The sequence below is a fragment of the Terrabacter sp. Soil811 genome (genome assembly GCF_001429655.1).
GTDB lineage: Bacteria > Actinomycetota > Actinomycetes > Actinomycetales > Dermatophilaceae > Terrabacter.
Genome location: NZ_LMSX01000013.1, coordinates 104357 through 115310, shown reverse-complemented (window position 1 = coordinate 115310; position 10954 = coordinate 104357). Strand labels below are relative to the sequence as shown.

General features: G+C 68.7%; 11 protein-coding genes. 5 read left to right on the top strand and 6 right to left on the bottom strand.

The genetic code is table 11. The annotated features are described in order from the left end of the window. Positions 1-15 precede the first annotated feature (15 nt). From ctaC to ASH01_RS21565, 3 genes are read left to right on the top strand one after another with little or no spacing between them, the layout of a single operon-like run. The gene (gene ctaC / locus ASH01_RS21575) at positions 16-921 is read left to right on the top strand and encodes an aa3-type cytochrome oxidase subunit II (protein WP_056781141.1); all 906 of its coding nucleotides are present in this window, start codon (positions 16-18) and stop codon (positions 919-921) included. Further along, positions 921-2690: an aa3-type cytochrome oxidase subunit I gene (gene ctaD / locus ASH01_RS21570; protein WP_200959053.1), complete on the top strand. Its 1770-nt coding sequence runs from the start codon at positions 921-923 to the stop codon at positions 2688-2690. The genes ctaC and ctaD overlap by 1 nt, the downstream gene beginning before the upstream one ends. A 5-nt stretch (positions 2691-2695) precedes the next feature. Beyond that, positions 2696-3097, top strand: a complete 402-nt coding sequence (locus tag ASH01_RS21565; RefSeq protein ID WP_056781137.1) for a cytochrome c oxidase subunit 4 — start codon at positions 2696-2698, stop codon at positions 3095-3097. Positions 3098-3567: 470 nt separating this feature from the next. Here the strand turns inward: ASH01_RS21565 and ASH01_RS21560 are convergent, their stop codons facing one another. The 6 genes from ASH01_RS21560 to ctaE all read right to left on the bottom strand — a co-directional run bounded on the left by ASH01_RS21560 (position 3568) and on the right by ctaE (position 9190). Next, positions 3568-3918: a metallopeptidase family protein gene (locus tag ASH01_RS21560; RefSeq protein ID WP_056781133.1), complete on the bottom strand. Its 351-nt coding sequence runs from the start codon at positions 3916-3918 to the stop codon at positions 3568-3570. 78 nt (positions 3919-3996) lie between these two features. Next, a complete protein-coding gene (locus ASH01_RS21555) occupies positions 3997-4560 on the bottom strand; it encodes a DUF2231 domain-containing protein (RefSeq protein ID WP_056781129.1) in 564 nt (187 codons plus the stop codon). 177 nt (positions 4561-4737) lie between these two features. Next, positions 4738-6501, bottom strand: a complete 1764-nt coding sequence (gene qcrB, locus ASH01_RS21550; protein WP_056781126.1) for a cytochrome bc1 complex cytochrome b subunit — start codon at positions 6499-6501, stop codon at positions 4738-4740. Beyond that, positions 6498-7607 carry a cytochrome bc1 complex Rieske iron-sulfur subunit gene (gene qcrA, locus ASH01_RS21545; RefSeq protein WP_056781123.1) on the bottom strand — a complete coding sequence of 370 codons (1110 nt, stop codon included), beginning with the start codon at positions 7605-7607 and terminating at the stop codon, positions 6498-6500. Before qcrA ends, qcrB begins: the two co-directional genes overlap by 4 nt. 49 nt (positions 7608-7656) lie before the next feature. Then, complete coding sequence (gene qcrC, locus ASH01_RS21540) at positions 7657-8466, bottom strand: cytochrome bc1 complex diheme cytochrome c subunit (RefSeq protein WP_056781121.1); 810 nt, start codon at positions 8464-8466, stop codon at positions 7657-7659. 61 nt (positions 8467-8527) lie between these two features. Next, complete coding sequence (gene ctaE, locus ASH01_RS21535; protein ID WP_081633962.1) at positions 8528-9190, bottom strand: aa3-type cytochrome oxidase subunit III; 663 nt, start codon at positions 9188-9190, stop codon at positions 8528-8530. A gap of 214 nt (positions 9191-9404) precedes the next feature. Here ctaE and ASH01_RS21530 point away from each other — a divergent pair, with 214 nt between their 5' ends. Both ASH01_RS21530 and trpD read left to right on the top strand, forming a co-directional pair. Then, positions 9405-9875 carry a response regulator transcription factor gene (locus ASH01_RS21530; protein WP_056781286.1) on the top strand — a complete coding sequence of 157 codons (471 nt, stop codon included), beginning with the start codon at positions 9405-9407 and terminating at the stop codon, positions 9873-9875. Between the two features lie 3 nt (positions 9876-9878). Beyond that, positions 9879-10928: an anthranilate phosphoribosyltransferase gene (trpD, locus tag ASH01_RS21525; RefSeq protein WP_056781118.1), complete on the top strand. Its 1050-nt coding sequence runs from the start codon at positions 9879-9881 to the stop codon at positions 10926-10928. The last annotated feature ends 26 nt before the right edge of the window (positions 10929-10954 follow it).

Below are 10954 nucleotides of genomic sequence, written 5' to 3'. Positions count from 1 at the left end.
CCAGCGGCAACGCCGGTGGTGACGACGGTGGTGGGGGAGACCGGGCGGCGACGCACCGGGCGGCGACGCACCGGGCTGCGCCTCGCCGGGATCGCCGGCCTCGCCGCACTGGCCCTCAGCGGTTGCCAGGGACAGGTGTCCAACGGATACCTGCCCCCGGTGGTCTCCGACAGCGGCCAGCGGGTCACCGACCTGTGGATCGGCAGTTGGATCGCCGTCCTCCTGGTGGGGGCCCTCACGTGGGGCCTGATGCTCTACGCCGCCATCCGCTTCCGCAAGCGCAAGGGCGACGAGACGCTTCCCGTCCAGCTGCGCTACAACGTGCCGATGGAGATGCTCTACACGGTCATCCCCGTCTTCATGGTGGCCGTCTTCTTCTACTACACCGCGCGTGACGAGGCCAGGCTCGTCGACACGAGCACGAAGAAGGACCTCACGGTCAGCGTCGTCGCGAAGCAGTGGAGCTGGGACTTCAACTACGTCGACTCCAACGTCCACGAGACCGGAGTCCACACCGAGCTCGACGGCACCGAGGGCAAGCGCGCGCAGATGCCCGTGCTCTACCTGCCGGTCAACAAGCGCGTCGAGTTCGTCCTCAACGCCCGCGACGTCATCCACAGCTTCTGGGTGCCGGCGTTCATGATGAAGATGGACATGCTCCCGGGCAAGACGAACAAGTTCCAGCTGACGCCCACGCAGGTCGGCACGTTCCAGGGCAAGTGCGCCGAGCTCTGTGGCGCCTACCACTCGCAGATGCTCTTCATGGTCAAGGTCGTCCCGCAGGCCGAGTACGACCAGGAGATGGCCCACCTCAAGGCCATCGGCCAGGAGGGCCTCATCCCGGTCGACGTGAGCCGCGAGAAGATGGTCCAGGCTGACATCGACAAGATCCCCGCACCGGCTCGCACTGGGAGCAACTGATGACCTCCGCAACGTACAACCGCGAGGCGCAGGCCCCGAGCATGACGGCCGCGGCCCGCCCGCGCCTGGCCAAGGGCCAGACCTTCGTCAAGTGGGTGACGACGACCGACCACAAGGTCATCGGCAACCTCTACTTCATCACGTCGTTCATCTTCTTCCTGCTCGGCGGCCTCATGGCGCTGCTCATCCGCGCCGAGCTCATGGCCCCCGGCCTGCAGATCGTGGACAACCCCGAGCAGTACAACCAGCTCTTCACGATGCACGGCACGATCATGCTGCTGCTCTTCGCCACGCCGCTCTTCGCCGGCTTCGCCAACGCCGTCATGCCGCTGCAGATCGGTGCGCCCGACGTCGCGTTCCCGCGCCTCAACATGTTCGCGTACTGGCTCTACCTCTTCGGTGGCCTCATCGCGTCCATCGGCTTCCTGACGCCCCAGGGTGCTGCCGCGTTCGGCTGGTTCGCCTACGCGCCGCTGTCCGACGTCAGCTACTCGCCCGGTGTCGGCGGTGACCTGTGGGTCTTCGGTCTCGCGCTCGCTGGTTTCGGCACGATCCTCGGTGCCGTCAACTTCATCACGACGATCATCTGCCTCCGCGCGCCCGGCATGACGATGTTCCGCATGCCGATCTTCACGTGGACCGTGCTCATCACCTCGCTGCTCGCGATCCTCGTGTTCCCGATCCTCGCGGCTGCCCTCTTCGCCCTCGGCGGTGACCGGCGCTTCGGGATGCACATCTTCGACGCCGAGAACGGTGGGGCCATGCTCTGGCAGCACCTGTTCTGGTTCTTCGGGCACCCAGAGGTCTACATCATCGCGCTGCCGTTCTTCGGCATCATCAGCGAGGTCCTGCCGGTCTTCTCGCGCAAGCCGATCTTCGGCTACAAGACCCTCGTCTTCGCCACGATCGCCATCGCGGCCCTGTCGGCGAGCGTCTGGGCGCACCACATGTACGTCACCGGACAGGTGCTCCTTCCGTTCTTCGCGGTCATGACGATGCTGATCGCCGTGCCGACCGGCGTGAAGTTCTTCAACTGGATCGGCACCATGTGGGGCGGCAAGGTCGTCATGGCCACGCCGATGCTGTGGGCGATGGGCTTCCTCGTCACGTTCCTCTTCGGCGGTCTGACCGGCATCATCCTGTCCAGCCCGGCGCTCGACTTCCACCTGTCCGACAGCTACTTCGTCGTCGCGCACTTCCACTACACCGTCTTCGGCACGGTGGTGTTCGCGATGTTCGCCGGCTACTACTTCTGGTGGCCCAAGCTCACCGGTCGGATGCTCGACGAGACGCTCGGCAAGATCCACTTCTGGATGCTCTTCATCGGCTTCCACATGACGTTCCTCATCCAGCACTGGCTCGGTGTCGAGGGCATGGCCCGTCGCTACGCCGACTACCTGCCGGAAGAGGGCTTCCAGCTCGCGAACATCGTCTCGAGCCTGGGCGCGTTCCTGCTCGGTGCCTCGATGATCCCGTTCGTCTACAACGTCTGGAAGACGTGGCGCACGGCGCCGCTCGTCGAGTCCGACGACCCGTGGGGCTACGGCGCGTCGCTCGAGTGGGCCACCTCGTGCCCGCCGCCCCGCCACAACTTCACGTCGCTGCCTCGCATCCGGTCCGAGCGCCCCGCGTTCGACCTGCACCACCCCGAGTCCGCAACGGGTGTCGCGCCCGTCGCCGACCAGGGCACTCTCGTCCAGGTCATGGGCCCGGCCGACGTGGCCGGCTCCGAGAAGGCCACCGCCAGCACCCAGAAGCGTGAGGACTGATCCCGATGCGCGTCGAGACCAAGCTCTTCCTCTACCTGTTCGTCTTCTTCGTCCCCGTCGTGCTCATGTACGGCTTCTGGTCCAAGTGGGAGGAGCCGATCGGCGTCACGGCGCTGATCCTCACCGCACTGCTGTTCGCGCTCACCGGCTTCTACCTCTGGATGACCGGCAAGAAGCTGCCGCTGCGCCCCGAGGACAACGCCGCCGGTGAGATCGAGGACGCCGAGGGCAACTACGGCTACTTCGTCGCCAGCTCCTGGACGCCCCTGTGGCTCGCCGGCTCCGGCGCCATCATGTTCGCCGGCCTCGCGATCGGCTGGTGGCTCTTCATCATCGGCGCCGTCTTCGCGGTCGTCGCGGTGTGCCTGTGGGTCTTCGAGTCCTTCTCGGGCGAGTACTCCATCTGATCTCGAGCCTGACGTCGCAAGGGCCCCGGTCGCCGACCGGGGCCCTTCGTCGTGGTCGGCCGGAGCTCGTCGGGTCGACGAGCCTCCACGCCGGACGTACGAACGTGCTGCGGGGATGACGTCGTCGCCCGACCCCTGACGACGGGCCCTCCGGGCCCGGACAGCGCGAAGGGGAAGGCCGTGGCCTTCCCCTTCGATCCGACCCTGACCTTCACGGCCCGAGCGGCTCGCAGTGCGATCGTGTGGGAGAGAACATCTGACGCACCTCCATCCGATCGGTTGAACGGTTCCTCGACGGTATCCCCGGCAGGCTGCGACGACAAGGGGCGCTCGGGGTGGACCGGACAAAACTGTCCCGCGTGCGAGACGTCGCGCGGCGCGACGCCGCAGGTGGCCGCGCTGTGGCCCGCTGTGGCCCGCTGTGGCCCGCTGTGGCCCGCTGTGGCCCCGACGGTGGCCCGGTGCGGAGCTCAGCCCCAGCCCAGCTCGTGGAGATGGTCGTCGTCGATGCCGAAGTGGTGGGCCACCTCGTGCACGACGGTGATGGCGATCTCCTCGCGCAGCGTGGCGGCGGTGTCGCACATCCGCTCCAGGGGGCCCTGGAAGATCGTGATGCGGTCAGGGAGCGAGCCAGCGTCCCACCAGCCGTCCCGCTCGGTCAGCGGGGTCCCGTCGTAGACGCCGAGCAGCTCGGGGTCATCGGGCGGGGGCTCCTGCTCGACGAGGACCACGACGTTGTCCATCGCGCGGGCGAGCTCCTCGGGGATCGAGTCGAGGGCGTCCCCGACCGCCTCCTCGAACTCGGCCTCGGACAGGTGCATGGGCCGAGTCTGTCACGCGGGCCGAACGGCCCCGGGGGGTGCCCGTGGCCCGCTGCTGCGCGGAGCACGGCTGCGTCCTCAGTTGCCGTCGTCGCCGCCGGCCGGCGCCGGGGTCTGGGACACGGAGTCGGACCAGGCGGCCTGCGCGCCGCTGTGGCCGATGCGCACGACCTGCACGGTCGTCCCGAGGGCCGCCACGAGGCCGACGACCGCGCCGGCGACGAGGAGCCAGCGCGGCACGAGCGAGGTGCGGGCGGGCGTCTCGTCGGTCGGGTCTGCGGCCGAGGCGCTCGGCGCGACGGTGGGCACGGCCCCACGCTCCCGGCGGGCCACGACGAAGAGCAGGGCCGCCGCGACGGCGAGTCCGATGACCCACGGAAGCAACCCCTCGGCGAGCTGTGAGTGCGTCTCGATGAGGTCGCTGTGCTCCACGTGTCGTTCGAGGGACTCACCCGACTCGGTCGACAGGGGAGTGAGCACCACCGCGAGGACGGACAGCGCGAGCGGCATCCAGGCGGCCCACCGACGGAAGCGCGGCCACACGGCGGAGAGCAGCACCGTGACGGCGGCGGCCGGAACGACGACGGTCGTCGCGTGGACGATGAGGGGATGGACGGGGAGGCCGAAGATCGTGTCGAGCATGGAACCTGCCTGTCGTTGGGGGACGGGGGTACGGCCGTGCGCCCAGATGCTCTCGACGACATCTCAGAAAGTTCTCATAACCGACATCTCGGGTCACGATGCGTCGCCGGACGCCGAGAGGGACCTCCCGCACCGGGAGGTCCCTCTCGTGTCGGTGTCGCCAGAGGCGACCAGGCGTCAGCCGTGCTGCTTGTCGGCCTTGATCGTCTCGCGCTCCTGGCCGGCCCCTGCGGGCTCGATGGCCTCGTGCCCGCCGTCGGGCGCAGCCGCGTGGTCCTCGTGCTCGTGGTGGGCCGCCTCGAGCTCAGACGGGGTGGCCGGGGCGACGCGGTCGCGGAAGTAGAAGTTCGAGAACTTCGCCCGGAGGCGCTCCTTGCCGGCGATGGGGCTGTCGACGCCGTTGGCGTCCTTGCCCGCCGTGAGCTCGAGCGGCTCGTGGGACTCGTGCTGGACCAGGGCCCAGCGCTCGTCGGGGGTGAGCGGAGCGTGGATCTCCTCGAAGCGACCGTCGGCGTGCCGCCAGATCGTGCCCGTCTCACGACCGTGGAGGACCTTCTGGCGGTCGGCGCGCTGCAGGCTGAGGCAGATTCGCTTGGTGATCCAGAAGGCGACCGGCGGCGCGACGAAGAAGAGCACGCGCAGCGTCTGCGTGATGTCGTTGATCGACAGGTGCAGCTTGATCGCCATGAGGTCGTTGCCGGCAGCGAGGAAGAGCACGACGTACATCGAGATGCCGGCGATGCCGATGGCGGTGCGCGTCGGCGCGTTGCGCGGGCGGTCGAGCAGGTGGTGCTCGCGCTTGTCACCGGTCACCCACGACTCGACGAAGGGGTAGACGCCGATGATCGTCCACATGAGCGGCAGCAGGATGAGCGAGCCCGGGAAGATGTTCATGCTCCACGTGAAGCCGAACGTCTCGAACTCGAGGAAGCCGGGCAGCAGTCGCAGCGCACCGTCGGCGAAGCCCATGTACCAGTCGGGCTGGGAGCCCGCGGTGATGGGGGAGGGGTCGTACGGACCGTAGGCCCAGATCGGGTTGATCGTCACGACCGCCGAGATGAGGGCGATGACGCCGAAGACGATGAAGAAGAAGCCACCGGCCTTGGCGATGTACACCGGCAGGAGCGGGTAGCCGACGACGTTCTTGTTGGTGCGGCCCGGTCCGGGGAACTGCGTGTGCTTGTGCAGGAAGACGAGCAGGATGTGCGCCGTGAAGAGGCCCACGAGGATGGCCGGGATGAGCAGCACGTGCGCCGAGTAGAGGCGCGGGATGATCGCCTCGCCGGGGAACGCGCCTCCGAAGATGAAGTACGACAGGTAGGAGCCGATGACCGGCGCCGACTGGATGAAGCCGTTCATGGCGCGGATGCCGGTGCCCGAGAGCAGGTCGTCGGGGAGCGAGTAGCCCGCGAAGCCCTCGATGCACGCCAGCAGCGACAGGATGGTGCCGAAGACCCAGTTGATCTCACGCGGCTTGCGGAAGGCGCCGGTGAAGAAGACGCGCGCCATGTGGACGAAGACCGACACGACGAAGATCAGGGCGGCCCAGTGGTGGATCTGACGGATGAGCAGACCGCCGCGGATGTCGAAGGAGATCCCGAGCGTCGAACGGTAGGCGTCCGACATCGTCACGCCCTGGAGCGGGACGTAGGAGCCGTCGTAGACGACCTGGCTGGCGCTGGGCACGAACCAGAAGGTGAGGAACGCACCGGTCAGCAGACAGACGATCATCGAGTACATCGCGATCTCGCCGAGCATGAACGACCAGTGGTCGGGGAAGACCTTCTTGGCGAGGAAGGAGACACCCTTCGCACCGCCGAGGCGGTCGTCCATCCAGCCGGCGATGCCGCCGAGCGGCTTGGTGGCGGACGCGCGCTCGTCGGCCTGGCGGTCGCCGGCGCGGAGTGCGTCCGCGGGACGAGTCTCGTTGATGGTGCTCATCGCGCACGCTCCCAGAAGCTCGGTCCCACGGGCTCTGCGAAGCCTGCGGGGGCGACGAGGTAGCCCGCGTCGTCGACGGTGATCTTGAGTTGCGGCAGAGGCCGCTTGGCCGGGCCGAAGATGACGGCGCAGTCCTCGGTGAGGTCGAAGGTCGACTGGTGGCACGGGCAGAGCAGGTGGTGCGTCTGCTGCTCGTACAGGCCGACCGCGCAGCCCACGTGGGTGCAGATCTTGGAGTAGGCGACGACGCCGTCGACGCCCCAGTCCTTGGCCTTCTGCACCTTGATCAGGTCCGGGTCGAGGCGGATCAGGATGACCGCCGCCTTGGCCTTGGCCTCGAGGACGTGCTTGCCCTCGTCGATGTACTTCTGGAGTGTCTCGGGCATCACGTGGAAGACCGAGCCGGACGTGACCTCGTCGAAGCGGATCGGCGTCATCTCCGGGTCACGCATGAGCCGGATCGGCTTGCCGCCGTTGTCCTTCGGGTCCCAGATGGTGTGCTTGAGCTCCTCGACGTTGGTCGGGCCGAGCGAACCGGCGACCTGCAGGCCGAGGGGGAGGGCGAAGAGGCCGAGCGCCCCACCGAGGGAGTACTTCAGGAGCGGGCGGCGGTTGAGCTGCGTCGACGCGACGCCCTCGTTGACGACGGCGACGGCCTTGGCGCGCTGCTCGGTCGTCGAGGCCTGCTCGTGGCGCTCCTCGACGATCTCCTCGTCGGACATCAGCGTCTTGGCCCAGTGCACGGCGCCGATGCCGATGAGGAAGATGGCGAAGCCGAGCGACAGGCCGAGCACGACGTTCTGGGTCTTGGCGATCCCGATACCGGGGAAGAAGAAGGTCGCCTCGTCGGGGATGGCGAAGTAGCTGACCAAGAAGACGAGCGTGGCGAGCATCGACAGACCGAACATCGTCGCGACCTGGCGCTCGGCGCGCTTGGCCGCCGCGGGGTCGTCGTCGGCGGCGCGGTGCACGTGTGCCGGCAGACCGGGGTTCTCGAACTGGTCCACCCCCCTGATCAGCGACGCCGGGAGTCGCTCGGTTCCGGCGTCGGACGCCGGGACGAGGGACGTGCTGGTCCCGTGGTCCGTGGTGTCGTTCTCGTTCATCGGGTCGTGGTCCTGTCGTCGTTCGTGATCGAGGCGATGCAGCGCGGGCTCATGCTGCCTTCTTGCCGAGCCAGACGGCGCAGCCGATGAGGATGCCGAGCGCGAACACCCACGCGAAGAGCCCCTCGGACACCGGGCCGAGGTTGCCCAGCGTGAGGCCGCCGACGTTCGTCTCGTTCTCCTGCGCCTTGAGGTAGGAGATGACCTTCTGCTTCGCCTCGGGCGTGAGGTTCATGTCGTTGAAGACCGGCATCGACTGCGGCCCGGTCACCATCGCCTCGTAGATGTGCTTCGGCGTGGTGCCCTCGAGCGCCGGGGCGTACTTGCCGCGGGTCAGGGCGCCGCCCGCACCGGCGAAGTTGTGGCACATCGCGCAGTTGACGCGGAAGATCTGGCCACCCTCGGCGATGGCCTTGTTGTTCTCCGGCGTGCCGGGCTCGATGACCGTCGTGTACTTCTCCTCCGGGATCGCCGGGCCGGGGCCGAGCGAGGCGACGTAGGCCGCGAGGGCGGAGATCTGGGCGTCGTCGAACTTCACCTTGTTCTGGGGCGCCTGGACGTTCGGGCCGGCGAGCGGCATACGTCCGGTGCCGACCTGGAAGTCGACCGAGGCGGCGCCCACGCCGACGAGCGACGGGCCGGACTTCGTGCCCTGGGCACCGACGCCGTGGCAGGTGGCGCAGTTGGCGATGAAGAGGTCCTTGCCGTGGGCGACGTCGTCGGCGGCCGCCGTGGGAGCCGCCGCGTTGGCGTCCTTGGGGGCGAGGAAGGAGTAGGCGCCACCGGTCACGAGGAGGCCGAGCAGCAGCAGCACCGCGATCGCGGCGGGGTGTCGGCGTCGGGCGGCCAAGGCGTTCACTGTGGGTTCCTGTCGTCCATGGAGGTGGGGGTCGGGTGCAGCTGCGCGATCATGCCGGGAGTCAGCGCAGGATGTAGATGGTCGCGAAGAGCGCGATCCACACGACGTCGACGAAGTGCCAGTAGTACGACGTCACGACGGCGCCCGTGGCGTTGGCGTGCGTGTAGCGCCGCGTCGTGAAGGTGCGGGCGATGATGAGCAGGAAGGCGATGAGGCCGCCGGTCACGTGCAGACCGTGGAAGCCGGTCGCCATGTAGAAGACCGAGCCGTAGGCGTCGGAGCTCAGCGTGACGTTCTCGTGGACGAGCTCGGAGTACTCCATGACCTGGCCGGCGATGAAGAAGGCGCCGAAGAGGTACGTCAGGACGTACCACTCGCGCATGCCCCAGCCCTTGATGTCGAGGAGCTTGCCGGTGCGGGCCTTCTGGCCGCGCTCGGCCTTCCAGACGCCGAGCTGGCACCACACGGAGGAGATGACGAGCACGAGGCAGTTGACGCTCGCGAAGGGCAGGTTGAGCTTCTCGGTCTGCACCGCCCAGAGGTCACCGCGGACCGACCTGAGCTGGAAGTAGACCGCGAAGAGACCCGCGAAGAACATGAGTTCGCTGGAGAGCCAGACGATGGTGCCGACGGCAACCATGTTGGGGCGGGTCGCCGGCCCGTGATGGGCCGGATTCGCTACTGCGCTTGAAGGAACTGCCGATGCTGTCGCCACGTTGGACATTATTCCCACATTCCTGTCCGGCTGTGCGAGGGACCCCCCGCTTCGGGGCCCTTTCTCGCGCGGGTGTAGAGGATTCGTGACCATTCCGACATGAACCCTGAACAGCCGTGTCGTGGGCCGTCCGGGACCACCCTCCCACGTCGGTCTGAGGCGTCGTCTCGCGGGTGGGGAGGTCGGTGCGGTCGGTCGCGACCCGCCCGGTAGCATCGGTCGCATGACCGCCTCGAACGACAGCGCAGCGCAGGGCACGTCCACCGACATCGCGACGACGACCGGCGCGCAGCGGCCGGTGGCGCGGGTCAGCGTCCTGCTCTACAGCGACGACATCACGACCCGTGACGCGGTGCGCGCGGCGGTCGGCCGTCGCCCCGCCAGGGACGTCGAGGTGGTCCGCTGGCACGAGTGCGCGACGGCCGACGCCGTGATCAGCTCGGTCGAGTCCGAGCGCTTCGACATCCTCGTCCTCGACGGCGAGGCCGCCAAGGTCGGCGGCCTGGGCCTGGCCAAGCAGCTCAAGAACGAGATCTTCGACTGCCCCCCGATCGTCGTGCTCACGGGCCGTCCGCAGGACAGCTGGCTCGCCGCCTGGTCCCAGGCCGACCTGGCCGTCCCGCACCCGCTCGACCCGATCGCGCTGACGTCGGCCATCGCCACGCTCGCGCGTTCGGGCGTGCCCACGGCCTGACGCATGGCGCCCGACGCGACGACCTGGCCTGCACTGCTGACCGACCTCATCGCCGGTCGTGACCTCGATCGGCCGACGGCCGAGTGGGCCATGGGGCAGATCATGAGCGGGGAGGCCACGCCCTCTCAGGTCGCGGGCTTCCTCATCGGCCTGCGCGCCAAGGGCGAGAGCATCGAGGAGATGCGGGGCCTGGCCGAGCAGATGCTCGCCCACGCGCGGCGGATCGAGGTGCCGGGGCCGAGCCTCGACATCGTCGGCACCGGCGGCGACCGGGCCCACACGGTCAACATCTCGACGATGTCCGCGATGGTGGCCGCGGCTGCCGGCGTGCGTCTCGTCAAGCACGGCAACCGGGCCGCCTCGTCGTCGTCCGGCTCGGCGGACGTGCTCGAGGCCCTCGGTGTCGACCTGTCCCTGCCTCCCGAGCGTGTCGTCGAGGTGGCGTCGGAGGCCGGCATCACCTTCTGCTTCGCGCAGACCTTCCACCCCTCGTTCCGTCACACCGCGGTGCCGCGCCGCGACCTCGGCATCGGGACGGCGTTCAACTTCCTCGGTCCACTGACCAACCCGGCCCAGCCGACGTATGCCGCCGTGGGCTGCGCGGACGCCCGCATGGCCCCGTTGCTGGCCGGCGTCTTCGCACACCGTGGCAAGGACGCCGCGGTGTTCCGCGGCGACGACGGTCTCGACGAGGTCACCGTCTCGACGACGACGCACGTGTGGTGGGTCCGCGAGGGCTCCGTCACCGAACGCTCGCTCGACCCCACTCGCCTCGGCGTCGAGCTGCACCCGATCGAGGAGCTGCGCGGCGGCGACGCGGCGCACAACGCCGGCGTGGTCCGTGACGTGTTCGCCGGCGCGACGGGAGCCGTCCGGGACGCCGTGCTCCTCAACGCCGGGATCGCGCTCGCGCTGACGCGTCCGGACACGGGGGCGTCGGAGGGCGACTTCGACTGTGACGTGCGTGCCGGGATGGACCGTGCGGCCGAGGCCATCGACAGCGGAGCCGCGACCGGCCTCGTCGAACGCTGGGTGGCCGCGACCCGACGCTGAGCCGGTCGGACAGTCAGCTGGTCGGC

Bases quoted from the DNA above. Each gene is read 5' to 3' on its own strand.
- qcrA (WP_056781123.1), bottom strand. From the start codon at position 7,607: ATGAACGAGAACGACACCACGGACCACGGGACCAGCACGTCCCTCGTC.
- qcrB (WP_056781126.1), bottom strand. From the start codon at position 6,501: ATGAGCACCATCAACGAGACTCGTCCCGCGGACGCACTCCGCGCCGGC.
- ctaD (WP_200959053.1), top strand. From the start codon at position 921: ATGACCTCCGCAACGTACAACCGCGAGGCGCAGGCCCCGAGCATGACG.
- trpD (WP_056781118.1), top strand. From the start codon at position 9,879: ATGGCGCCCGACGCGACGACCTGGCCTGCACTGCTGACCGACCTCATC.
- ASH01_RS21530 (WP_056781286.1), top strand. From the start codon at position 9,405: ATGACCGCCTCGAACGACAGCGCAGCGCAGGGCACGTCCACCGACATC.
- ctaE (WP_081633962.1), bottom strand. From the start codon at position 9,190: ATGTCCAACGTGGCGACAGCATCGGCAGTTCCTTCAAGCGCAGTAGCG.
- ASH01_RS21555 (WP_056781129.1), bottom strand. From the start codon at position 4,560: ATGCTCGACACGATCTTCGGCCTCCCCGTCCATCCCCTCATCGTCCAC.
- ASH01_RS21565 (WP_056781137.1), top strand. From the start codon at position 2,696: ATGCGCGTCGAGACCAAGCTCTTCCTCTACCTGTTCGTCTTCTTCGTC.
- ASH01_RS21560 (WP_056781133.1), bottom strand. From the start codon at position 3,918: ATGCACCTGTCCGAGGCCGAGTTCGAGGAGGCGGTCGGGGACGCCCTC.